The organism is Tenacibaculum pelagium (genome assembly GCF_014062345.1).
Classification (GTDB): domain Bacteria; phylum Bacteroidota; class Bacteroidia; order Flavobacteriales; family Flavobacteriaceae; genus Polaribacter; species Polaribacter pelagius.
Window position 1 is genome coordinate 179,775 of sequence record NZ_JACGLS010000001.1, and the last position, 24,444, is coordinate 204,218.

General features: G+C 30.2%; 20 protein-coding genes. 8 read left to right on the plus strand and 12 right to left on the minus strand.

The genetic code is table 11. The features are described from left to right. The first annotated feature begins 162 nt into the window (after window positions 1-162). The 6 genes from rpsA to H3Z83_RS00860 all read left to right on the plus strand — a co-directional run bounded on the left by rpsA (window position 163) and on the right by H3Z83_RS00860 (window position 7,324). Window positions 163-1,935, plus strand: a complete 1,773-nt coding sequence (gene rpsA, locus H3Z83_RS00835) for a 30S ribosomal protein S1 (RefSeq protein WP_182123586.1) — start codon at window positions 163-165, stop codon at window positions 1,933-1,935. Between the two features lie 148 nt (window positions 1,936-2,083). Beyond that, entirely contained in the window at window positions 2,084-3,475 is a 1,392-nt protein-coding gene (gene glmM / locus H3Z83_RS00840; protein ID WP_182123587.1) for a phosphoglucosamine mutase, read from the plus strand. 100 nt (window positions 3,476-3,575) lie between these two features. Continuing rightward, the gene (locus H3Z83_RS00845) at window positions 3,576-5,042 is read left to right on the plus strand and encodes an aminotransferase class V-fold PLP-dependent enzyme (protein WP_182123588.1); all 1,467 of its coding nucleotides are present in this window, start codon (window positions 3,576-3,578) and stop codon (window positions 5,040-5,042) included. Window position 5,043: 1 nt separating this feature from the next. Continuing rightward, window positions 5,044-6,096 carry a M14 family zinc carboxypeptidase gene (locus tag H3Z83_RS00850; RefSeq protein WP_182123589.1) on the plus strand — a complete coding sequence of 351 codons (1,053 nt, stop codon included), beginning with the start codon at window positions 5,044-5,046 and terminating at the stop codon, window positions 6,094-6,096. A gap of 82 nt (window positions 6,097-6,178) precedes the next feature. Then, the gene (locus H3Z83_RS00855; RefSeq protein ID WP_182123590.1) at window positions 6,179-6,658 is read left to right on the plus strand and encodes an Lrp/AsnC family transcriptional regulator; all 480 of its coding nucleotides are present in this window, start codon (window positions 6,179-6,181) and stop codon (window positions 6,656-6,658) included. A gap of 123 nt (window positions 6,659-6,781) precedes the next feature. Continuing rightward, entirely contained in the window at window positions 6,782-7,324 is a 543-nt protein-coding gene (locus H3Z83_RS00860; RefSeq protein ID WP_182123591.1) for a PepSY-associated TM helix domain-containing protein, read from the plus strand. Here the strand turns inward: H3Z83_RS00860 and H3Z83_RS00865 are convergent. From H3Z83_RS00865 to H3Z83_RS00915, 11 genes are all read right to left on the minus strand, one after another. After that, complete coding sequence (locus H3Z83_RS00865) at window positions 7,321-8,016, minus strand: pseudouridine synthase (protein ID WP_182123592.1); 696 nt, start codon at window positions 8,014-8,016, stop codon at window positions 7,321-7,323. The two genes, H3Z83_RS00860 and H3Z83_RS00865, sit on opposite strands and share 4 nt — an antisense overlap. A gap of 2 nt (window positions 8,017-8,018) precedes the next feature. Further along, a complete protein-coding gene (locus H3Z83_RS00870) occupies window positions 8,019-9,224 on the minus strand; it encodes a multidrug effflux MFS transporter (protein WP_182123593.1) in 1,206 nt (401 codons plus the stop codon). Between the two features lie 87 nt (window positions 9,225-9,311). Further along, complete coding sequence (locus H3Z83_RS00875; RefSeq protein ID WP_182123594.1) at window positions 9,312-9,701, minus strand: DUF6438 domain-containing protein; 390 nt, start codon at window positions 9,699-9,701, stop codon at window positions 9,312-9,314. 90 nt (window positions 9,702-9,791) lie between these two features. Then, entirely contained in the window at window positions 9,792-10,808 is a 1,017-nt protein-coding gene (locus H3Z83_RS00880; RefSeq protein WP_182123595.1) for a hypothetical protein, read from the minus strand. Window positions 10,809-11,813: 1,005 nt separating this feature from the next. Then, window positions 11,814-14,087: an ATP-binding cassette domain-containing protein gene (locus H3Z83_RS00885; protein WP_182123596.1), complete on the minus strand. Its 2,274-nt coding sequence runs from the start codon at window positions 14,085-14,087 to the stop codon at window positions 11,814-11,816. A 9-nt stretch (window positions 14,088-14,096) separates the two neighbouring features. Beyond that, window positions 14,097-14,660: a TetR/AcrR family transcriptional regulator gene (locus H3Z83_RS00890; protein ID WP_182123597.1), complete on the minus strand. Its 564-nt coding sequence runs from the start codon at window positions 14,658-14,660 to the stop codon at window positions 14,097-14,099. A 3-nt stretch (window positions 14,661-14,663) separates the two neighbouring features. After that, window positions 14,664-15,215, minus strand: coding sequence for a dihydrofolate reductase family protein (locus H3Z83_RS00895; protein WP_182123598.1), 552 nt, complete (start codon window positions 15,213-15,215; stop codon window positions 14,664-14,666). A gap of 231 nt (window positions 15,216-15,446) precedes the next feature. After that, on the minus strand, window positions 15,447-16,448 hold the full coding sequence (locus H3Z83_RS00900) for a metal-dependent hydrolase (protein ID WP_182123599.1): 1,002 nt from the start codon (window positions 16,446-16,448) through the stop codon (window positions 15,447-15,449). 171 nt (window positions 16,449-16,619) lie between these two features. After that, a complete protein-coding gene (locus tag H3Z83_RS00905; RefSeq protein WP_220455429.1) occupies window positions 16,620-17,870 on the minus strand; it encodes a phosphatidylserine decarboxylase in 1,251 nt (416 codons plus the stop codon). Window positions 17,871-17,971: 101 nt separating this feature from the next. Further along, window positions 17,972-21,265, minus strand: coding sequence for an ABC transporter permease/M1 family aminopeptidase (locus tag H3Z83_RS00910; protein ID WP_182123600.1), 3,294 nt, complete (start codon window positions 21,263-21,265; stop codon window positions 17,972-17,974). 2 nt (window positions 21,266-21,267) lie between these two features. After that, window positions 21,268-22,155: an ABC transporter ATP-binding protein gene (locus H3Z83_RS00915; protein WP_182123601.1), complete on the minus strand. Its 888-nt coding sequence runs from the start codon at window positions 22,153-22,155 to the stop codon at window positions 21,268-21,270. A 208-nt stretch (window positions 22,156-22,363) separates the two neighbouring features. On the opposite strand from H3Z83_RS00915, the gene H3Z83_RS00920 reads away from it, so the two are divergent. Then, window positions 22,364-23,152: a sensor histidine kinase gene (locus H3Z83_RS00920; RefSeq protein WP_182123602.1), complete on the plus strand. Its 789-nt coding sequence runs from the start codon at window positions 22,364-22,366 to the stop codon at window positions 23,150-23,152. Continuing rightward, window positions 23,149-23,841 (plus strand): LytR/AlgR family response regulator transcription factor, encoded by a 693-nt coding sequence (locus tag H3Z83_RS00925; RefSeq protein ID WP_182123603.1) that lies wholly within the window; start codon window positions 23,149-23,151, stop codon window positions 23,839-23,841. Before H3Z83_RS00920 ends, H3Z83_RS00925 begins: the two co-directional genes overlap by 4 nt. Window positions 23,842-23,867: 26 nt before the next feature. Here the strand turns inward: H3Z83_RS00925 and H3Z83_RS00930 are convergent, their stop codons facing one another. Further along, the gene (locus H3Z83_RS00930) at window positions 23,868-24,419 is read right to left on the minus strand and encodes a 1-acyl-sn-glycerol-3-phosphate acyltransferase (RefSeq protein WP_182123604.1); all 552 of its coding nucleotides are present in this window, start codon (window positions 24,417-24,419) and stop codon (window positions 23,868-23,870) included. Window positions 24,420-24,444 lie beyond the last annotated feature (25 nt).

Here is a 24,444-nt window from a genome sequence, read left to right on the forward strand (position 1 = left end):
AAACCTTTGTAGGTTATCTCAATAAAACTTCGTAAATTTGCACGCCTTTTTACAAGAACAGATTTATAAAAGGTGTAAAACATATTTATATAAGTTTAATTTCTCTTGGCGTTAGTATTGTTAAAAATCTGACTAACAAAAAGATACAAAGTAATTTTCAGGATGTCTGAAGAAACAAAAACAGTAGCTGCTGAGGCAGTGAACCCAGCAGAATTTTTAGCAACTTTTAACTGGCACAAATACGAAGAAGGTATTGATGAAGTTGATGAAGCTAAATTAAAAGAATTCGAACAAGCGTTAGAAGGAACAGTAGGTTTCGTAAACGAGCGTGATGTAATCGAAGGTAAAGTAACAAGAATTACTGATAGAGATGCAATTATCGATATCAATTCTAAGTCAGAAGGAGTTATTTCTTTAAACGAATTCCGTTACAACCCTAACTTAGCTGTTGGAGATACAGTAGAAGTATTAGTTGACAAAAGAGAAGATTCTTCTGGTCAATTAGTATTATCTCATAAAAAAGCTCGTGTAATTAAAGCATGGGATAGAGTAAATAACGCTCACGAAACTGGTGAAATCGTTAACGGTTTTGTTAAGTGTAGAACTCGTGGAGGTATGATCGTTGATGTATTTGGTATTGAAGCTTTCTTACCAGGTTCTCAAATTGATGTGAAGCCTATTAGAGATTACGATCAGTATGTAGAAAAAACTATGGAGTTCAAAGTTGTTAAAATCAACCACGAATTTAAGAACGTAGTAGTTTCTCATAAAGCGTTAATCGAAGCTGATTTAGAAGATCAAAAGAAAGAAATCATCGGTCAATTAGAAAAAGGACAAGTATTAGAAGGTGTTGTTAAAAACATTACTTCTTATGGTGTCTTTGTTGATTTAGGTGGTGTTGACGGATTAGTACATATTACTGATTTATCTTGGTCTCGTATCAACCACCCGAACGAGGTTGTTGAATTAGATCAAAAATTAAACGTTGTAATCTTAGACTTTGATGATAACAAGTCTAGAATCCAATTAGGATTAAAACAATTATCTGCTCACCCTTGGGAAGCTTTAAACTCTGAATTAAAAGTTGGAGATAAAGTAAACGGTAAAGTAGTTGTTTTAGCTGATTACGGTGCATTCGTAGAAGTTGAAGAAGGTGTTGAAGGATTAATTCACGTTTCTGAAATGTCTTGGTCTACACACTTACGTTCTGCAGGAGACTTCGTAAAAGTTGGAGATACAGTAGAAGCTCAAATCTTAACATTAGACCGCGAAGAGCGTAAGATGTCTTTAGGTATGAAGCAATTACACCCAGATCCATGGACTGATATTACTACTAAGTACCCTGTAGGTTCAACGCATACTGGTACTGTACGTAACTATACTAACTTCGGTGTATTCGTAGAATTAGAAGAAGGTATCGACGGATTAGTTTATATCTCTGATTTATCTTGGACTAAGAAAATTAAGCACCCATCAGATTTCGTAACTGTTGGTGATAAATTAGAAGTTCAAGTATTAGAATTAGATGTTGAAAACCGTAAGTTAAACTTAGGACATAAGCAAACTCAAGATAACCCTTGGGATGCTCACGAAGCTACGTATGCTATCGGATCAACTCACGAAGGTACAATCAAAGAGAAAAATGATAAAGGTGCAACAGTAACTTTTGCTGATGGTATCGAAGCATTTGCTCCAACTCGTTTCTTAGAAAAAGAAGACGGATCTAAATTAGCTAAAGGTGATACTGTACAGTTCATCGTTACTGAATTTAGTAAAGAGTACCGTAGAATTGTTGTTTCTCATACTTCTATCTTTAAAGAAGAAGAAAAGAGAAATATCAAAGCTGCTGCTAAAAAAGCCAATGATGCTGAAAAAACTACATTAGGTGATATCGGTGGATTAGCTGAATTAAAGAAGAAAATGGAAGGGAAATAAATCTCTGATATTATAAACTTTATAAAACCGCTACATATGTAGCGGTTTTTTTATGCACTTAATTGTAACATTTGTTACAGTTAAAGCCTTCTAAGTTTTATCATATTTTCTTAAATACCGTTATATTTGTGTTCAAATAAAAATTAATATGACACTTATCAAATCTATATCAGGAATCAGAGGTACAATCGGTGGAAACACTGGTGATAATTTAACTCCTATTGATGCTGTAAAATTCGCTTCTGCTTACGGAGCTTTTATAAAAAAGAGAAATCCAGATGCTAAAAAAATCAAAGTAGTTTTAGGTAGAGATGCTCGTATATCGGGTAAAATGATAAGTAATTTAGTAGCAAATACTTTAGTTGGTTTAGGTATAGATGTAGTTGATTTAGGTTTATCTACCACACCAACAGTAGAAGTTGCTGTTCCGTTAGAAAAAGCTGAAGGAGGAATAATTTTAACCGCTTCGCACAATCCAAAACAATGGAATGCTTTAAAATTATTAAATGAAAAAGGAGAATTTTTAAATGGTGAAGATGGTGAAGAAATTTTAAAGCTAGCTGAAAGTGAAGATTTTTCTTTTGCTGAAGTTGACGATTTAGGTAAGTACAGAAAGAATAAAAAGTATTTAAAAAAGCATATTAAAGAAGTTTTAAAACTAGATTTAGTAGATGTAAAAGCTATTAAAAAAGCAAAGTTTAAGGTTGTTGTTGATGGAGTTAATTCTACAGGAGGAATCTTTATTCCTGCTTTGTTAAAAGAATTAGGCGTAAAATGTATTGAGTTATATTGTGAACCAAACGGAGAGTTTCCACACAACCCGGAACCTTTAAAAGAACACTTAACGGATATTTCTGAATTAGTCGTTAAGAAAAAAGCTGATTTAGGTATTGTAGTTGATCCAGATGTTGATCGTTTAGCTTTAATTTCTGAAGACGGTTCTATGTTTGGAGAAGAATATACATTAGTTGCTTGTGCTGATTATGTTTTAGGAAGATTAGGTGGAGGAAATACAGTTTCTAACTTATCATCATCAAGAGCTTTACGCGATGTAACAGAAAAACATGGCGGAACCTATACTGCTTCTGCAGTAGGAGAGGTTAATGTTGTACAAATGATGAAAGATACTAATACTGTTATTGGTGGTGAAGGTAATGGGGGTATTATTTATCCAGAATCTCATTATGGACGCGACTCTTTAGTTGGTGTGGCTTTATTCTTATCGCATTTAGCTCATAAAAAAATGTCTTGTAAAGAACTAAGAGATTCTTATCCAAGCTATTTTATGAGTAAAAATAAAATCCAATTAACACCACAAATTGATGTTGATAAGATTTTAGAAACCATGGCTAATAAGTATAAAAACGAAGATGTTAATACGATTGATGGTGTTAAAATCGATTTTGAAAACGAGTGGGTACATTTACGTAAATCGAATACTGAGCCAATTATTAGAATTTATACAGAAAGTACAAGTCAAGAAGCTGCTGATGCATTAGCTGTTAGAGTTATTGATGAAATAAAAGAAGTAATAAAATAATACTCTATTTAAACAAAAGATAGTATTTAGTTAATATTATAAATGTTTTAGAAAAGGTCATTTAAGAGCCTTAATTTTAAACCCCAATACGAATCAGATTATGAATTTAGAACAGTTTTTTGATACTTTTAGAAAAAACATTGTAGGTATCAACCAGACTTATAAATCACCTTATGGTGAGCAAAAAATGATTTATTCTGATTGGACTGCTAGCGGTAGATTGTATAGACCTATCGAAGAGAGCTTATTAAATAAATTTGGTCCATTTGTAGCCAATACACATACCGAAACTTCTACTTCAGGTGCTGCTATGACATTAGCATATCATGAAGCTAGAAATATTATTAAGAACCATGTGAATGCATCAAAAGATGATGTTTTAATCACGGAAGGATCTGGTATGACAGGAGTTGTAAATAAGTTTCAACGTATTTTAGGTTTAAAAATTACGGAGAGTTTAAAAGATCATACCGAAGTTCCTGAGGAATTAAAGCCAATCGTTTTTGTATCTCATATGGAGCATCATTCAAACCAAACTTCTTGGATCGAAACGATTGCTGATGTAGTAGTAGTTCCTTGTAACGATGCTGGTTTAGTATGTTTACATAAGTTTGAAGAAACGATTCAACAATATAAAGACCGACCTATAAAAATAGCTTCAATAGTTGCTGGATCGAATGTAACAGGTATTAAAACTGATTACCATAAAGTAGCTGCATTAATCCATAAATATGGCGGGCTTTGTTTCGTTGATTTTGCATGTTCTGCACCTTATGTAGATATTGATATGCATCCAGAAAAAGAAGATGAGTATCTAGATGCTATTTTCTTTTCTCCTCATAAATTCTTAGGAGGTCCTGGTAGTTCTGGCGTTTTAATTTTTAATAAAAAGTTATATAAAAACATGGTTCCTGATAACCCAGGAGGAGGCACAGTTAGTTATACTAACCCTTGGGGAGGTCATGATTATTTTGATGATGTAGAAACTCGTGAAGACGGTGGTACACCAGCTTTTTTACAAACGATAAAAATAGCATTGTGTATTCAGTTAAAAGATCAAATGGGAACTGATAACATGAAAAAACGTGAAGATGAAATTAATCCCTTACTTTTTGATTGTTTAGAAAATATTGATGGCGTTAAAATATTAGCACCAAATCATAAAGATAGATTGAGTATTTTTTCTTTCTATTTTGAAAAATACCATTTTAATTTAGTGGTTAAATTATTAAACGATCGTTTTGGTATTCAAACGCGTGGAGGTTGCTCATGTGCTGGTACTTATGGTCATTTTTTACTAAATGTAGATCAAGATACTTCTCACAAAATTAAAGATCAGATTTTAGAAGGTTGTAACACAGAAAAACCTGGTTGGGTTCGTTTATCGATTCACCCTACAATAACTAATGAAGAAGTAAAATTTATTTGTAATTCTTTAAAGACTCTTGCTAACAATATAGAAGAATGGTCTAAAGATTATAAATATGATATGATTAAAAACGATTATATACATACTTCTGTTGAACCTGTTGAAAAGGAATTAGTAGCAGATTGGTTTTCTTTATAATATGACAAAAGTAACTACCACTTTTTTAGAAGATAATTACTCAAAAATTAAAGAAACTAAGATTTCTGGTAGGTGGATTACCCTAAAAGATATTAAACCTTTATTTGATGATTTACATATATCTATTAATTTTAATATAGCTGGTAAATCTGAGGAAGATAGAGATATTTATAAATTAAAATTTGGCTCTGGTGAAAGAAGAATACTTATTTGGAGTCAAATGCATGGAAATGAAAGTACAGGTACTAAAGCTGTATTTGACTTTTTAAATTTTATAAAACTATATCCTGATTCAGAAATTGTAAAATCTGTTTTAGATAACTGTGAACTTATTATTGTTCCATTATTAAATCCTGATGGGGCAGAGGTCTATACAAGAGTTAATAGCAATAACATTGATTTAAATAGAGATGCAGTTGACTTAAAAGCTAAAGAAAGTAAAGTTTTACGTAAAATTTTAGACGGCTTTAATCCCGATTTTTGCTTCAATTTGCATGATCAACGAACAATATTTGGGGTAGAAGGAACCAATAACCCTGCAACAATATCTTTTTTAGCTCCATCTGAAGAAGAGACCAGAGAAATTACAAAAGGAAGAAAAGAGACAATGAATGTAATTGTAGCTATGAATTCTTTATTACAACAATTAATTCCTAATCATATTGGTCGTTATACGGATGAGTTTTATCCGACAGCTACAGGAGATAATTTCCAAAAATTAGGACACAATACAATCTTAATAGAAGCTGGTCACTTTCCGGATGATTACGAAAGAGAAATCGTAAGAAAGTATAACTTTTATGCTTTATTACAAGGAATTCATCATATTTCAATAGCTGATAATTTTAAAAACCATACAAGTTATTTAGCTATTCCAAACAATATCAAGAACTTCTACGATGTAATTTATCGTTCGAAAAATAATGAAAAAGATGTCGCTTATCAGTATGCAGAGAAAGTAGAAAATGGTAAATTTGCACTGGCTTTAACTAAAGAAAAAGAAGGCAATTTATCTTCATATCTTGCTCATAAAGAATTCAATAAAAAACAATAATCTTTAAATTTTTCTCAACAAAAGCTTCTTATAATTAGAAAAAATATATATTTTAGCAATACTACTTGAAGAAAACAAAAAAATGAAGAAGTTCGTATTAGATGAAATTGATCATCAAATTTTAGACATTTTAATCGAGAATGCTCGTACACCATTTACAGACATTGCAAAAAAGTTACTAGTTTCAGCTGGTACCATTCACGTACGTGTAAAAAAGATGGAAGATGAAGGTATTATTCAAGGTTCAACACTTACGTTGAATTATGAAAAAATGGGATATTCTTTTATTGCTCATGTGGGTGTATTCTTAGAAAAAACATCTATGACACAACATGTTTTAGATAATTTACGATTAATACCAAATGTTACCGTAGCCTATGTTACTGCTGGTAAGTATAATATTTTTTGTAAAGTAAGAGCAAAAAGTACTAACGATGCAAAAGATATTATTTATCAAATAGATGATATTCATGGTGTTAACAGAACAGAAACTATGATTTCTTTAGAAGAAAGTATTAACGATAAAAAACGTTTAATGCACGCTATTTTTAAAGAGATATAATCTTTTTATAGATTTTAGAAAAGAGTTACAGAAATGTAGCTCTTTTTTTTGCATTTAATTTACTCTTAACTTTACTTATTTAGATTAATTCTAATATATTTGAAAGCTGATAAACTATTTTAAATGAAAATCACAAACCGTAGCTTACACAGAGATTTCGCTTACTTTTATGTAGGTTTAATTATAGCTTTCTCTTTTTCTGGAATTATTTTAAATCATAGGCAAGATTGGTATCCTATGGATTATACTTATGAAAACCAAGATGTTGAATTGAGTCTACCAGAAGACGCTAAAAATATTACAAAAGAGTTTTTAATTGAACAAACCAAAGGTCTTAATGTAAAATACGATGGTCATAGAGTTCGTAATGAAAAACTTAGAATTTACTTTAAAGATAATGCAGTTTTAGACGCTGATTTAAAAACAGGAAAAGGTAGTTTAGAGTTTAAACGAAAAGTACCAATTATTGGTCATTCTATGTATTTACATAAATCAACAAATAGTTTTTGGATTTGGTATTCTGATATTTTCGGTTTGGCAATGTTATTAATAGCAATCACCGGAATTCTAATTCCAGTAGGAAAAAATGGATTTTCTAAAAGAGGGTGGAAGTTAGCTATAGTTGGCATGCTTTTTCCAATACTTTTTTTAGTTTTATTTTCTTAAATAGACCATTTAAAACGATCAAAAATAATAGACCAATCCATAGGAAATTCAGCTTTTATTAACTGATTTTCTTCTGAAAACGGATGTTTAAATTCAAGAGAATAGGCATGTAAAAAAAGGTTTTTACAATCAAAATTATCAATAAACATTACATTGTGATTTTTATCTCCGTATTTAGGATCTCCTATTAGCGGGTGGCTAATTTTATTTGTATGAATACGTAACTGATGTAATCTCCCAGTTTTGGGCTTCATTTCTACTAAACTATATCTTGAAGTATCATAAGGTTTTACAGGAATATCTACGATTGTTTTATCAATTGTTTTAAAATGAGTTTCTGCATCTTTATACACATTAGCATCTCTACCTTTAACAGGTGAATCTATAACTACCGATTCTGGTGAATGTCCTCTAACAACCCCATAATAAGTTTTCTGAATTTCATTATTTGTAAACAACTCTTGAAATTTAGAAACATATTTAGTTTCTTTTGCTAGCAATATTATCCCTGAAGTTTTTCTATCTAAACGGTGAATAGGATAAAACTTCTTTTCAAAATTTTTAAAGAGCAATTGTAATAGCGATTCTTCATCAGCAACATTTCTAGAATGGTGAGCGTGATGTACAACTACATTGTTAGGTTTAGATACACAGATGATATACTCATCTTCATATAAAATATCAACAGTCATAACTACTTAGTAAATGATTTTAAATAAACTAGATTAAATAAAATTAATGATAAAGTACCACAAATTAAAAACCCTACAAATAGAGGTAGAGTAGTGGTTACAACAAATTTACCTATATATGTCGCAATGGGTACTGCCATAATTGTAGATACAAATCCATTGATTGCTGCACCAATTCCAGCAATATGACCAACTGGTTGCATTGCTAAAGCTCTTAGATTTCCAAAAAGGAAACCGATGGCAAAAAATTGCAATCCAAAAAAGGTTAATAATATTGTTATACTAGGGTTTTCTTTCTGATAAAAAAGAAAAATATAAGCAACAGGAATTAAGGTAAATACAATTAAAAAAATAGAAACTAACTTTTGCATTCCTAGTTTCATTACAAGTGTTCCGTTTAAAAAAGTAGCAAATCCAACTGAAATTGCTAAACCAGCAAATATGTATGGAAATTCATCAACTAGATTATATTGCTCTTGAAAAATTTGTTGTGAAGCGCTTAAGTACACCATAAACGACCCTGTAATAAAACCAGAAATCAATGTAAAAACTATTGCCTGTTTATGTTTTACAAACTCTTTTGTTCCATCAACAAAAAGATTTAACGATAGTTTTATTTTATTCTCTTCTTTTAAAGTTTCCGGCTGACGTTTCCATAACCAAAACATTACTAAAACTCCAAAAATTAATTGACTATAAAATATTGATTTCCATCCATAAGCATCTAACATTAATTTACCTAAAGCTGGTGCTATTACCGGAACCAAAATAAAAATAACAACAATAAACGACATGATTTTCGCCATATAATCACCACTAAAACTATCTCTAACCATAGCGATACTTATGGTTCTTGGAGCAGAAAGTCCGATACCTTGTAAAATACGTCCAAAAACCATCATTTCTAAACTAGTAGCACTTACACATATAAAACTAGCGATGACAAAAAGTAAAAAACCTCCATAGATAACGGGTTTTCTTCCTAAACTATCAGAAACAGGGCCAGATATTAATTGACCAAACCCTAATCCTAAAAAAATCATGGTTACTAATAGCTGATTATCATTAGAGTTTTGTTGAACACTAAGACTAATTCCTATTTGTTCTAAAGCAGGTAATAACGCATCGATAGACAAGGCTACTAACGACATTAAAGATGCCATTAAGGCAATAAATTCAAGCTTTGATTGCTCTTTTTGTTTTTGCATTCAGCAAATGTACTGCCTTTATTGCGACTAGAAAGTTATTCGCATAAAAAAGACCACTTTTACATGGTCTTTTAAAACAAACAAAAATTATGACTTTATTTTTTCAAGCAATATCATTAAATTTTTAATCTTTTCTTTGTGCTGAGTAACTAACTTGTTTCCTTTTATTTTTAAAACTACATTAGGTACATCTCTTTTAATTTTCTCTTCAGATGAAAAAGCAATTGTTTCGAGCTCTTGTTTTATTTCTTCAATTTCTTTTGATGTTAGTTTAAACTCATGTTTACCTTTTAAATCAACATTTTTAAGACCTTCATACATTACTTTTCCATCCTCAAAAATGTACATATCAAACACAGGGCATTTTCCTAAACACGCTGTTTTACCATAATATAGTAATGCGTCTTCTTTTAAGTGCTTTGAAGAAGAGCAGCTTACTATAAAAAAAGTGACTAATATTATAAATGAATATTTCATATTTCTTTTTTAGATTAACGCCATCGAGAGCTTTTTAGTTAAGTTGAAGGGTAGAGGGGTTCTATACTCACTCTCAACAGCGTTTATTTTTTAATGTCTATGTCTACATTTAGTTTTTAATGGATTTCCAAACGTATTAGCTTGTTTCCATTTACCTGCCTCAGGTAACTCAAAAGAAGTTGAATTTCCTTTTCCTCTAAGTTGCAAGTTTTTACGAATATGATCTCTAAACTCTACTAATTCACTTCTATTATACATTAGTAAAATTTTCTTCTCAGCACCTGTATTTCCTGCAGGTTTTTCTTTTTTAGTTACAAATGTGGCAAATACTTCAGCTACATCTTCTCCAGGATTTGTAGAAGCATACTGTGTTACATATCTGTCCTTATACTTATCATAAAATTTTTGCTGTGAACTCTGATCTTTTTTAGCTTCTTCATATTCAGACCAAATGTCTTTCCAATGCTTACTATGCAATTCATTTATATAAGAATTCTCTTTAGCGCAACCTTCGCCAGGATAATAATTTTTACAATCTCCAGAACTAATAGAAGAGTCTAATTGAGTATTATCTAGCGTTAATACATGACCAAATTCATGAATAATTGTATACGCTAATTCTCCATTAGCATTAAAGCTTCCTTCGAAGGCATAATTAATTGCAATTCCCATTTTCCAGCTAGATAAATCTTGCTTAATTTCAACTACAAAACCAGCACTTCCTGTTATATCACCATTGTATATAAGGAATTCGCCCATTTTAGATCTTTGATTTAAAGGGACAATCTTTTTTACCAAATCCCAAATTTGATTGTGCTTAGCAACATCTTTTTGATATTCTAAATCTTGTCCAGAAACTTTATAGTCTTTAATTTTAGAAATGTTATCACCTTCAACTTTGTATAACGTTATTTCTCCTTCACTTCCTTGTTCTTGGTTTCCTGAGTTAGAGGAGTCCCCAGAATTTGAATTTCCAGAGCCAGAATCTCCTGAATTTCCGACAGCATCAGTTGGAGATAAAACAATTTCGTCTTTACTACACGAACTAACCACTAATATTGATAAAACAATGAAAAGAGGTATAATTAATCTTTTGATTTTTTTCATAATGTTTAAGTTTTAAATAGTTAAATAGTTCCGCGCGGCTATATTACTTAAACAGTGAAAGTTAAGATTACCCTCAAAAAATATTTCTGCATATTCATTGATTTATTTTACAATAAAATTCTATAACTAGCGTTCTTGTTAAAACTTCTATTTAACATAATATTAATTATAGTACAAATATAGAGTAATTTCTGTATAGTCGTATTTCAGGCTATTTACACATAATTGTAGATATAGTGCCTTTAGGTCTATATCGTCAACAATTATGTTAAAAGAAATTACGGCTATTTAACTTGTAGGTTTATTTGATAGCTATAATTCTCTATTATGTAAAATATCCCAGAAAGTTCTGTACTCTCTAATAAACTGTAGAACTTGGGTCATTAAACTGATAAGCGGTTTGCTTCGCAGAGTTGTTAAAACATTTGTATCTATAATTAGCCGTTATGTAAAATTGCCTCTTGCAAATGCTCGATTGCTTTTTAAAACTTAAAGCTAAAAAGCTTTTATTTTTAAACACAATTATCCAACGCTTGCCAACGCCAAAAAAAGCAAAACCTTTTAGCTTCTAATTAAATTCAGAAATTGCATTGAAGTTCTCGTTGTAAAAAAATCTCATAAACATTTAGTAAGCTTCACGCAACAGTATAAAATTTTCCAACCGCATTATCCACGCCTTAAAATTTCTATACACTTGCTCGTTTAGTCTTTCAATTGAACTTTTTTTAATAGTAACTTTTAATATTATGTAAAGTAGAATTCAATATTTTGAAGTTCTAATTGTTTAATTTTTATCTTTTTTTCTTGATAAAAAAAGAAACAAAAAAATCAAGACTGCACAAAACTTTGGAAACAATTAACGGTTAGCTACGCTATATTTTAGGAAACATTGTAACAAACCAAGACTGTAAAGAACTTGTTTTGGTGTATAGAAATACTAAGAATAATAGTAACTAAACCCCTAAAATATGGTCGCTCCACTCACCTATTGTTTTAGCCAAAGTTTTATGAGGTCGGCAAATTCGAACTATTATAAAGATTTAAAAATTTCGAAGTATAACTTTCGCTTTTCATCTGAAGTTCTATTGGTGTTCCTTCAAAAATCAATTCTCCTCCATTTTTACCGCCTTCAGGACCAATATCTATAATCCAATCTGCATTATTCATAATATCTAAACTATGCTCAATAACAATTACCGAATTTCCCTTATTCACTAATTTTTCTAATAGTTCAATAATCTTGGTGATATCAGATAAATGCAAACCTGTTGTTGGTTCATCAAGAATATAAATGTTTCCTTCTTTATGCAGCTCACTTGCCAATTTTACACGTTGACATTCACCACCAGATAAAGTTGATAATGGTTGCCCTAATTGCAAATAACCCAATCCTACTTCTTGAAGGACATTTAGTTTTTTTAGAATTTTCCTGTCGTTAAAAAAATCGATTGCTTGATTTACTGTTAATTCTAAAACATCTACAATTGTTTTTGTATTCAATTTGTGATATAAAACGTCACGCTTATAGCGATTTCCGTTACACTTTTCACAATTAGTTTTTATTGGATCCATAAATGCTAAATCCATTAAAATATATCCTAAACCTTTACAATTTTCACATGCTCCATCTGCATTAAAACTATACAATGAAGCCATGGTTGTTGGATTTTCTTTTTCGAATAAATCACGAATTTGATCGAATACTCCTGTATATGTTGCTGGATTTGATCGAATAGATTTACCTACAGGAGATTGGTCGATAACTATTGCATCTGGGTGTGCTTTTAAAAACTCCTTATGAATTAATGAACTCTTACCAGAACCTGCAACACCAGTGACACAAACAAATACACCTTTAGGAATCTTAACATTTATATTCTTTAAATTATTAGCTGTGGCATTCTTAATCTCAAAAAAATTAGACCAATTTCTAAAGTTCTTTTTTACTGGGATTTTTTGATTTATATATTTACCAGTTAGTGTTTTTGCTTTTAATAATTCATCAAAATTTCCTTGAAATACGACTTCTCCTCCTCTACTACCTGCGTGTGGTCCCATATCGACAATGTAGTCGGCAATTTTTATTAAATCTGGGTCATGTTCAACCATTAAAATTGTATTTCCTTGGCTACGTAACGCTTTTAACAAATCTGCAACTAAATCTACATCTCTTGGGTGCAAACCAACACTTGGTTCGTCTAAAACGTATAACATTTCAGTTAAACTATTCCCTAACTGCTTTGCTAATTGAATACGCTGTGCCTCACCACCTGACAATGTTCCAGTTGCTCTTGAGAGATTTAAATATCCAACACCAATTCTTATAAGGTTGTCTGTTCGTTTTATAAGTTGTTCTAAAACTGTTTCTGCTTCTTGACTTTTAATAGACTTTAAAAAACTATGTAATTCTGTAAGTTGCAAAGTCCCTAATTCATAGATGTTTTTATCATTAATTCTACACTCTAAAGCTTCTTTCTTTAATCGTGCTCCATGACAATCTGTACAGATTGTAGTTTTTACAAAATGTGTTATAATTTTTTGTCTTGATTTAGAAAGACTATTGAAATCTTTCTTTAAAAAACCTCTATTTATTTTTGTAACTATACCATTAAAGTTAGCATCAAATCCTTGTTCTCCTTCACTTAATTTAAACTTTAGACCATCTGCATAAAACAAGGTTTCCTTTTCTTTGGCAGTATACGCTTTTAATGGTTTATCAATATCAAAAAAGCCAGAGTTGACTATCAATTTCCAAGCTAAAGAATTGACTTTAAAATCTGGGAAGAGAATTGCTCCTTGCTTTAATGATTTGTTCCAATCAATGATTCCGTTAATATCTAAATCATTTATCGAACCTGCTCCTCCACATTTGTGACACATCCCTTCTGGTGAATTTGGAGAAAAATGATTTGACATACCAACTGTTGGAAAACCAATTCTTGAGAATAACAATCTTAAAAATGCAGAAATTTCAGATAATGTTCCAACATTTGAACGTGAATTACCTACAATTCGTTTCTGTTCTAATAGAATTACTGGAGAAAGGTTTTCAATTGAATCGTAGTCCGCTTGGTCGTATTTTGGCAAACGACTTCTTGCAAACGTGCTAAAAGTATCATATAGCTGTCTTTGAGCTTCAGCAGTTATAGTTTCAAATACTAAAGAAGATTTTCCGGATCCTGATAATCCTGTAAAAACTACTATTTGATTTCTTGGGATTTCAACATTGATATTCTTTAAATTATTTTGCCTCGCACCTTTTATCTTTATATGCTTCATTTTGTTGTGTTATATTCTTCCAAGTATCCAATCAATACCTTTATAAAAATCATGGATAGTTAATACTCCTATATCTGTTTTTTCATTTTGAGAGGCAGCAGCTAATGCAAAACCATGTGTGTAATCAACAATCACATCTGCAAACAGAATACCTTCAGTTTCATCATTAACTAACAAAATGGCATGTTCTCTAATAGAATTTGTAAGACTAATTAACTCCTGATTAATTAATGAGTGGTCTCCTAATAGTAATCTTGATACATTAGGGTGTTTAAAAACACATTCGCAATAGCTTCCTAATAGTTTTCTAATTACATCTTTAGAATCTTTAGTTTTAGGAATATTATTTACGTTCTTATAAACAATTTCGACAAGGCTTTTTATAATATCTTGACGTGAACCTACATGATGTTTTAAAGCCATAGCAGTAACTCCAAATACACTCGCTAATTTTCTAAACGAAAGCCCAGTTTCTCCTTGTTCATCAAGAATTTTAAGCGCTCCTTTTAGAATGTCATCTTTTGACAATATTAATTTATCATTTGTTGGCCTACCTAATGATTTACTTGTCATATTCTATGTATTTAATACTTTATAGTGATTTTGTATAAAGCCAAATTTCATAGGTTTTGAATTAATTAATTCTAAATCAATATCCTTATCCAATGTTCCAAATAATCGTTTTCCTTTACCAATTAGAATAGGAATTTGTGTAAGCGTAATTTCTTTAATAAAACTATCATTAATAAATGATTGCACTAGTTTTCCACCATCTATATAAGCTTTTTTAAGACCTTTCTTATAAAGCAGTTGCATTAAATCTTTAGGGTTTAAAGCCTTAATAGTTACTTGTTCTTGTAATGATTCTGGAACATTACCTTGAGTTAATGTTCTACTCAAAACATATACAGGTATTTTATAAGGCCATTGTTCAAAACCGAGTACAGTTTTAAACGTACCGCTTCCCATTACTAATACATCTATATTTTTTGTAAACTCCTCAAAACTATTATCATTCTCATCTATACCATACTTCATTAACCAATCTAAAGAGTTGTCTTGCCTCGCGACAAAACCATCTAAACTTGAAGCCATAAAGACGTAACCATTTGCATATTTATCTTCCATATTATTTGAATTAAAAATGTAAATATACAGTGTATAATTTAAACATCAAAACTATACTTTCCATTCCACACATATTACACTTCCCTCCTACGTCGTCATGTAAAAAGTGTTCCATTAACATTGTAGAAGAAACTTTTAGAGAAGGTTTTTGAATAAAATTACATTAGTTAAACTTTGCTTTACCCAAGCAAAGTAACATAACGCAAAACATTATAGAACAAATAAGAAACATTAATTCCCTTTTATACGTAACCACAATTTTTTCATTAAAAACTGAGCATCACGTTTAGTTTTAGGAACTTCAGTAACTAATAACTTATCATTATTCTCTTCTAATTTATAAGAAAATGAAAAGAAATGCTTGTCATCTTTTCTTGGAATTAATCCAAAACGTAAATCATTAAAAATCCAGTTCTCGTCCTTTTTTTCTATAATATACCATCCTTTACTAATAGCTAATAATCTTTTAGTATTTGGATATTTAAGTAAATGTTCTGATTGTTTACGTTGTTTTAAGAATGGCTTAAAACGTATTGGTTTGGTATCAAAAAAAGAATAATCTGCTATTAGGTATTCATTTGGAGTATCAATATTAGCATTCCATAATATTATATTTAATGGTGATGGTCTTGTGCTAATTTGCGTATAATCTATCTTTTGATTTTCTAATGCCTCCTTAAATCTTTTTTCAACAATAATTTTTATTACTAATGTTAAAACTAAGTAAGAAGTCGACATCAATAATCCAATAGTATTTAAACGGTGTCTTTTTTTAGAAGTACGCTTATAAAAAAGTACCGATATCGTAAATATTAAAAAAGGTAAAGTGTAAAAAGGATCAATTACAAATATTGAATTTAAGGCTAAACGTATTTTAAAAGGCCAAAATAATTGGGTTCCCCAAGACGTAAATGTATCTAAAAGTGGATGTGTAAATAGTCCTAAAAAAAACAATTTAGTCCAAGGTTTCCATCCAAGATTATATTGTTTCTCTACCTTATTTACAATCCAGCCTAAAATTGGAGCTACCAATACACAAAAAAGTATGGAATGACTAAAGCCTCTATGCCACTCTAAAGCTGTAACAGTATCGGTAAAATTACCCAAAAGAACATCTAAATCAGGAATAGTACCAGCGATAACTCCGTATAATAAAGCTTTATTCCCAACTTTTTTTCCTAAAATAGCTTCCCCTACGGCTGCTCCAAGTACAATTTGTGTTAATGAATCCAAATGAAGTTAATTGAGGTACAAAAATAAGTCTTTTAAAATCTCTTTTCAATAAGACTTTCATATGTTTTGTTTACAACATCTGATTCATTTTGCATAAAAAAAATACGACTAAACAGTTAGTTTAAGCTAATTGCTTAGTCGTATAGTAGATAAACAATATTATACTAAATACTATTTTGGGCTATCTGGGCAACCGCTAATACTTGTTCCATAGTAGCGATATTTATTACAGTCATCTATTTTTGGTGCTTTTCCTTCTTGGAATAGTAATATAATATCTGAACCTCCAAATAAAAAGTACCCAAACTCTTCTCCTTTAGCTATGTTTCTTCCTTGGGTAGCACTCATATGAACACCGGAGACTTGACACATTCCCACTGGAACAACAGCAACTATTCCCATATCACCTTCACTACTTGAAGTAGTATCTATGGTAAGAATCCCTCTAGCTTGATTAAATTGATACCCCTCACCAGGTTCTCCTGGCGAATCTGAATTGTCTGGAGCGTCAAATTGGTTGTTATCATTGATGTTAACTTCTAAATACGTTAATCCATTAACAGCTCTACATTCATCTACCATACCTGCTACAGGTGAATGAAAACGATGATAAGAATATGGTCCTAAAAAATAATGAACAAAAGTACCATTTGCAAACTTATCTGCATGTGGACTATCGTCTAACAACTTTTCAATATTACCTATAATATGAGTTTTCTTTAAAACTGTTTGAGTAATATTAGAGTCTGAACTTAAAATATTTGAATTTTCATCTATTTGATACATTTTTCTAAAAGTGCAATCTGCTGGAGCAGTTACTACTGCGCTATCGCTTGGAAAATCTATTGGTCTTAATCCTGGATTCAATTCTCTAGCAAAAAACTGATTGAACGTTAGCCAACCACTAGGACTATTAGGTTTTCCATTTACTAAAGAATCTTCAATTCTATAATAAGGTGCATACTGTTTAAAAGACTCCCAAATAGTATCGTTAAAAGACTCAGGGGTGTTTAAAAAATCTCCCCAAAGATTAGCATAAGCAACCAACCAATCATTAAAGCCATCTATATTTTGAACTATAATATTTTCATCTGCCCCAACTTTTTGATCTAACAAGAAATAAAAATGACACAATCGGTCATAAACCTCTTGCGCATATCCAGTCTCTGGGTCTTGCCATCCTTCGTGACCACTTTGATGAGGAATCCAACGACTAAACTCTGTGATAAAACTAATCCACCCAGGAATAGTCGTTGGCCAAGATAGTAAGTTAAATAGTTTTTCATTTAATCTTCCGTCAGCAAAGTTTTTTGCTTTGGTAATGGACTCTGTTAATAATTCTGAAAGAGAAGCATCGCTTTCTAGCCATTCTTTTATAAAAGCAATGGCATCATTTGTTGTTGAAAAGTTTTGAATTTTCATAATACATAAATTTAGTTAGTTAATTTCTCTATAAGGTAAAGTACTCTTAAATGAAAACCCAGAAGGTTTACCCTAATTTATATTGAGCTATATTCCTAAATTTAATTGAGTTTTATCTCGTGATTATTTTCAAACAAATCAGAAATAATATACTGATGTGAATCTAATGTAACCTCTCTAAAATATCCTAATAAATCTTGCGATGTGGAGTATCTATTTGTCGCTATCTTTAGTTTTCCATTTGCAGTATTCCAATCTTCAAGAAAACGTCTTAATGCTTTATTTACGTTCTCCTCTCCTATCATTTTTTGCAATTCATACATATTAATAGCACCCTTAGCATAGTACACATAATCTTGGTTTTCTACTAACGCAAGTGAAGGCTCATCAATAACTACTCTCTCTTTTCCCTTCTTATAATCATCTTTTTGAATCTCTAAAAACTGAAGTATTTTTTCTTCAGAATAATGTTGCTTCAAAACCATCATCGCAGCGTACTGTGACAAAGTTTCTAAAATAAAATGTCTACCTTTTACATTAGCTGCTTCTACTTGCATGCCAAACCATTGATGTGCAATTTCATGTGCAGTTACATAAAATGCCATATCAACCTCTTTTTCATCATCAATATCTAACACAAAACCTATAGATTCTGAAAAAGGAATCGTTCCTGGAAATGATTGAGCAAATTGTGCATAACGTGGAAACTCCATAATTCGTAATTGCTGGTATTGATAAGGACTGAAATTTTTACTGTAATAGTTTAAAGATGCTTTCATAGAAGCCATCATTCGATCAATGTTATACGTATGTTCTTTATGATAATAGATTTCAAGATCAACAGATTTTGCAATAGAATCTTGAATAGTATTCCATGTATCCTTCTTTACTTCATATGCAGCTGAAACTATAGAATAAAAATTAATTATTTGCTTTTCTGTTTTATAGTGAAAATAATTACGATTGTTTTCAGACCATTGCTTTAATAAATTACCTGGTACTAAAGCTGTTTGATCTTTTGATGTACCAATAACCATCTCAAAATTAATCCCGTTTGAATCACTTCCTGATCTAGCATTCACTAATTCGTTAGCATTATTTCTATTCAATTTATTAGATCGCTTAGGTAAATTATAATCTTCTCGTTCACGATTATCTTTAAGTTCATACTTGTTATTGTATCCTATCGTTGGTAAATCTGAGTTATTAAAAAATGTTCCGTTATTACTTATATTTACATTAGAGTCTCCTAATTCAAACCCTTTTGTAGTAAAACTTTGTTTAAAATACATTTTTACAGAGTCACCAGGTTTTAAAGCTGTATTTAGATTGAAAATTGAGTAACTAAATTTATTATAGCTATCATCAATTGTAAAACCACTTTCAAAAGATATACTATCTAAAGCAACATTATCTTCAATAAGTTTTTGAATATGAATAGATGTTATGTCATCAGCTGTTGTATTTTTTAAAATGTAATATCCTTCAGCAGTGTAATCTCGTGTTTCAGGGTATAATTCTAGTTGTAAGTTTACATCTACTAATTTAGGTTGTGATATGTATTCAAATTGCTTTAATTCTTTTTCATAATCTACTCTAAATGCTGTGGTCTCTGAACTAGTCCAATAGGTGTTTAAAATATTCGTATTATAAAATATAAAGCTTCCAAGAGCTATAAATCCAAGTAAAACTATACAAGTGAGTTTTAAAAGTGGACTACTCAATCTATCTTTAACAATTTTAATACGCTTTAATAAGTTTGTTTCAATTCCTCTAACTGAAACCAAAGATCCTATGATTAATAATAATAATCCGAAAAGAAACCAATACGATTTAATGAATAAATAAGGTTTTAAAAAATGATCGTAGCCATTCATGTCTGAATAAGTACCTAAAGAGTTCCCTCCAAACATATATAAATCGTGATTGAATCCGAATGCACCTAGAGTTATATTAGCTATAAAGAAGATAACAACTAACATAACACCAACAAACTTATGATTAACAACCGATTGAATAAAAAATGCGATGCACGTATATAATGACAAAAACGGTAAGATTTCTAGGAAGAAACCTGAAAAATAAACCTTAGGTTCATAGTTATAATAACCACTTAATGTTTGAAATATAATTCCTGAACAAATTAAGGCGAGTATTAAGACGATATAAATTAAATTTAATCCAATATACTTACCTAGCAGCTTGATAAAACTTGACATTGGTGTAGCATCATAAATTAAATTCAACTTAGCTCCTCTCTCCTTCCAAACCAATTCTCCTGAATAAAAAACTAAAATGATAAGAAAGAAATAAATGGATGTTTCTTGAAGCTCTTCAACAATAAAATAGGTTGCAGGATAGCTATCAACACCATAAACAGTACCTAGATTTACTGAATTGAATAAGATTATAATCATACCACAAATTACAATACCCCAAAATGAAGCTTGTTTGCAAATACTTATAAAATAAAACCAAGAAAATTGTTTTAACTGTGTCCATTTTGATAATAATCCATATTGTTTTTTAGTAGCAGGTATAGTTATATTACTAGCTTCATATGATTTCTCAATATCTAATACCTTTACTCTCTTTCTTTTAATTTGCTTTTCTTTAACTACATTAAAATTGAACTTTTTATAACCATAAATAAGTGCTATAATTCCAAGAAAAATCCAAAACAATTTATTTAACATTAATGCTCCTAAAAAAGGAAGTTCTTCTGTGCTCTTCTCTATTGCTGACCAAGATTTGGTTGCAAAAGTTGTGGTGGTTAATGAAAATGGATCTAGAATGGCTTGCCAAAAATCATTAGTAATGGCTTTGGTTAACATAAATACAACAAATAAAATGATACCTTGTGTATATACTACCACTAAATTTCGAGTTAAAGCACCAGTAACAAAAAATAGCGATGCTCCAAAAAATAAGGTTGGTAATGTTAATATTAGAAAGGTTTTTACATACAGAAAAGCATTAAATTCTAATAAATCCTCTGGAGTATTCCATGGCATAAATTCTCCCAACATCATACCAAATAAAATACCTGAAAATGCAAATAGTAAAACTGTAAAGGATCCTAAAAATCGACCTAATAAATAATCTTTTTTATGGATTGGTGTTGAAAAAACAAGAGATTCAATATTATACTCAAAATCTCTCAACACTGAAACTCCCATAATCATTGAGGCAAGAATCATAAATATCCCTGTAATGGCACCCATTGTTTTTGCAATTACTAATGGAGAGTTTTTTTTCATAAGCCCTATATCTGAACCTTGAGTAATAAAATCAACCCCTACAATTGAGAATAGAAACAGGAATAAAAAGAATACATAAGTATCTGAACGTTTAATTCTATATTGTATTTCGAACTTAAAAATTTGAAACCACATAATTAGTTAGATTTAAAGTTGTTATTACTAAATATTTGAGAAAAATACATGTCTTCTAACTCTGCATTAATTAAAGAAAATCCGTTTCCGGGATTCACTTCACTTAAAATATGTATCGTAGGTTTTCCAAGAAATAACTTTTCACTGATTACTTGATAGTTTTGCTTGTAAAGATCTAATTCTGATTTTTCGATCGTCTTTTTATAGACTTTATCTTTTAAGCCTTCAAGAATTTGTAACGGATTTCCTTTTAAACAAACTTGTCCTTGATTAATAATCGCCATGTTAGTACAAAGCTCTTTAACATCATCAACAATATGTGTAGATAAAATAACTACGGTATGCTCTCCTAGCTCACTTAATACATTGTAAAAACGATTACGCTCTAATGGATCCAAGCCAGCAGTTGGTTCATCTACAATAAGTAGTTTAGGATTATTAAGTAAAGCTTGTGCAATACCAAAACGTTGCTTCATTCCTCCAGAAAATCCTTTAAGGTTTTGCTTTCTTACGTCATATAAATTGGTTTTATGCAAAAGTGCTTTCACTAAATCTTTACGTTCTCCTTTATTTGAAATTCCTTTAAGCATTGCAAAATGATTCAGTAAAACTTCTGCCGATATTTTTGGGTATAATCCAAACTGTTGTGGTAAGTAGCCTAAAACCTGTCGCAATTCATTTTTTTGCTTTAACACATCAATATCTCCAAGAGTAATAGATCCTGTATCGGCTTCTTGTAATGTTGAAATAATTCTCATTAAAGTAGATTTCCCAGCTCCATTTGGCCCTAATAAACCAAACATTCCTGTAGGTATTTCTAACGACACATTTTGTAATGCTTTAACACCATTATCATAAGTTTTACTTAAGTTATCAATAATTAGTTTCATTATATTCTATTTAAGATTGATGCTGACAAACGTACTTATGCTATTAAATACCTGAAAGAAAGTGGGCTGTATAGAAATAAAGCTGGGATATACATATTTTAATAAGTGATGAAGTATGTTTATTTCGGTTTATAAAACGTTTATATACTGTTTTAGGTCGTTTATCAACTAATTTGTGTACGGAGCTTTATTTAAGTATTATTGACCCATGAATTTTAAATTTCTAAATAGAAAGAAAATAATTACGATACGTAATTTCCGCATAGTACTTACTGTTATTGGGCTAATCATTGTTTTTTTTAATGATATTTTTGGTAAACTTGAAGGTTTTGTAGAATTTCTTGCCTTCTATTTTATTATTGTTATCATAACAATTTTACATTGGTTATTTGTAAGTATAAGGTCTATTATCAACCTGAAAAATGAAAAACAGAAAACGGAATTAATGCATTTGCAATCGCAAGTGAATCCTCATTTTTTCTTCAATATGCTAAACAATTTATATGGGTTGGTTGACAAAGACAGTGAGAAAGCAAAAAAGCTGATTTTAAAACTATCAGACATGATGCGCTACAGTATATATGAAGGGCAAAAAGAATATGTAACTTTACAAGAAGAAGTAGATTTTATTAGTAACTATATTGAGTTACATAAAATGCGTTATCATAAAAACATCAATATAAAATTTGATACTACGATTGATGATGAGAATTTAAAGGTATTACCCTTACTCTTTATTATTTTAGTAGAAAATGCTTTTAAACACGGAGTTGAAGTTTTAAGAAATAATGCTTTTATAAACCTTTCAATTACCTCAAAACAAAATGAGATTTTTTTGAAAATTGAAAACAATTTTGACAAAGAAGAAAATAGTAAAAAAGGAATTGGTTTAGAAAATTTAAAAAGGAGATTAGAGTTAGTATATCCTAAAAAACATCAACTAACAAGTTCAATAAAAGATGATGTTTATACAACAGAGTTAAAGCTAAAAGTATGATTAACTATATAATTGTTGACGACGAACATATTGCACACGATATTATAAAAGGGTATTGTGATGCCTTACCTAATTTAAGCTTTATACAGCATTGTTATGATGCTATAGAAGCGATGGAATCTTTGAGAAATAACAATGTTGATCTGATATTTTTAGACTTAAATATGCCCAAATTAAAAGGTTTTGAGTTTTTAAAAGCATTACAAAATCCACCAAAAGTAATTGTTACAACTGCATATCAAGAGCACGCATTAGAAGGATACGAACTTAATATTGTAGATTATTTACTAAAACCTTTTAGTTTTGAGCGTTTTATAAAAGCAATTAATAAAATCGATGTGTCAAATACAAAAGCTAGTGTAGCCTCTACTCTAACTTCTAAATCTGATGAAAGAATTTTTGTGAAGTCTAGCAAAAAAATGATTCAAATTAATCTTAAAGATATTTTGTTTGTAGAAGCTATTGGGAATTATTGCAAAATAATCACAGTAGATGATGAGATTCAAATAAGAGAAAAAATTTCTGACTTTATCAATGTATTACCTACTGATAAATTCTTTCAAGTACACAAATCATTTATCATCTCTAAGAATCATATCAATTCTATTGAAGGAAATAGAATATTTATAAACGACTTTATTATTCCAATAGGAAAAGTTTACAAAACAAACCTTAATAAAATATTTTAGATGAAATTTTGTTAATCCGTAAAAAACTACGCTTTATCTGGAACATGAAATAATTCTGGTTTTGCTCCTTTAATCCCTCTATAAAAGTCATAGAAGTGATTAAAATCTTTTTTCATATCATCAGTTGTATAATAAGGTTCAGATAATTTTACTTGCTTGTTTTCAAAATCAAACGTAAACATTACTATTGGTACATTAGCCCCTTTAGCAATATAGTAGAATCCTGTTTTCCATTCTGTAACCTTTTTACGAGTACCTTCTGGCGATAAAGCTAAACGAAACTCATCATGCTTATTAAACACATCAACAATAGCATCTACTTTATTATTGCTTTTAGATCGATCTACAGGCGCACCACCTAAAGCTCTAAAAATGAATCCAAATGGAGGCTTAAATAACGATTTCTTTCCTATAAAGTTAATTTTAACATTCCACGAATTTCTAGCTAATACAGCAATAGGAAAATCCTTCCAGCTAGTGTGTGGCGCACCAATAACTATATATTTTTTTAAATCTCTAGGAAAATCACCTACTAGTTTCCATCCTAAAATTTTGGTGTATATAAATTTAGAAATCATTTACTTTTATTAAACGCCAATGATA

What these genes read in the sequence shown, in the direction of transcription:
- H3Z83_RS00930 (WP_182123604.1), bottom strand. Translation starts at nt 24,419, where the DNA reads ATGATTTCTAAATTTATATACACCAAAATTTTAGGATGGAAACTAGTA.
- H3Z83_RS00920 (WP_182123602.1), top strand. Translation starts at nt 22,364, where the DNA reads ATGAATTTTAAATTTCTAAATAGAAAGAAAATAATTACGATACGTAAT.
- H3Z83_RS00880 (WP_182123595.1), bottom strand. Translation starts at nt 10,808, where the DNA reads ATGAAAAAAATCAAAAGATTAATTATACCTCTTTTCATTGTTTTATCA.
- H3Z83_RS00890 (WP_182123597.1), bottom strand. Translation starts at nt 14,660, where the DNA reads ATGACAAGTAAATCATTAGGTAGGCCAACAAATGATAAATTAATATTG.
- H3Z83_RS00905 (WP_220455429.1), bottom strand. Translation starts at nt 17,870, where the DNA reads ATGAAAATTCAAAACTTTTCAACAACAAATGATGCCATTGCTTTTATA.
- H3Z83_RS00865 (WP_182123592.1), bottom strand. Translation starts at nt 8,016, where the DNA reads ATGACTGTTGATATTTTATATGAAGATGAGTATATCATCTGTGTATCT.
- H3Z83_RS00885 (WP_182123596.1), bottom strand. Translation starts at nt 14,087, where the DNA reads ATGAAGCATATAAAGATAAAAGGTGCGAGGCAAAATAATTTAAAGAAT.
- glmM (WP_182123587.1), top strand. Translation starts at nt 2,084, where the DNA reads ATGACACTTATCAAATCTATATCAGGAATCAGAGGTACAATCGGTGGA.
- H3Z83_RS00895 (WP_182123598.1), bottom strand. Translation starts at nt 15,215, where the DNA reads ATGGAAGATAAATATGCAAATGGTTACGTCTTTATGGCTTCAAGTTTA.
- H3Z83_RS00855 (WP_182123590.1), top strand. Translation starts at nt 6,179, where the DNA reads ATGAAGAAGTTCGTATTAGATGAAATTGATCATCAAATTTTAGACATT.
- H3Z83_RS00925 (WP_182123603.1), top strand. Translation starts at nt 23,149, where the DNA reads ATGATTAACTATATAATTGTTGACGACGAACATATTGCACACGATATT.
- H3Z83_RS00910 (WP_182123600.1), bottom strand. Translation starts at nt 21,265, where the DNA reads ATGTGGTTTCAAATTTTTAAGTTCGAAATACAATATAGAATTAAACGT.
- H3Z83_RS00870 (WP_182123593.1), bottom strand. Translation starts at nt 9,224, where the DNA reads ATGCAAAAACAAAAAGAGCAATCAAAGCTTGAATTTATTGCCTTAATG.
- H3Z83_RS00915 (WP_182123601.1), bottom strand. Translation starts at nt 22,155, where the DNA reads ATGAAACTAATTATTGATAACTTAAGTAAAACTTATGATAATGGTGTT.
- H3Z83_RS00860 (WP_182123591.1), top strand. Translation starts at nt 6,782, where the DNA reads ATGAAAATCACAAACCGTAGCTTACACAGAGATTTCGCTTACTTTTAT.
- rpsA (WP_182123586.1), top strand. Translation starts at nt 163, where the DNA reads ATGTCTGAAGAAACAAAAACAGTAGCTGCTGAGGCAGTGAACCCAGCA.
- H3Z83_RS00875 (WP_182123594.1), bottom strand. Translation starts at nt 9,701, where the DNA reads ATGAAATATTCATTTATAATATTAGTCACTTTTTTTATAGTAAGCTGC.
- H3Z83_RS00850 (WP_182123589.1), top strand. Translation starts at nt 5,044, where the DNA reads ATGACAAAAGTAACTACCACTTTTTTAGAAGATAATTACTCAAAAATT.
- H3Z83_RS00845 (WP_182123588.1), top strand. Translation starts at nt 3,576, where the DNA reads ATGAATTTAGAACAGTTTTTTGATACTTTTAGAAAAAACATTGTAGGT.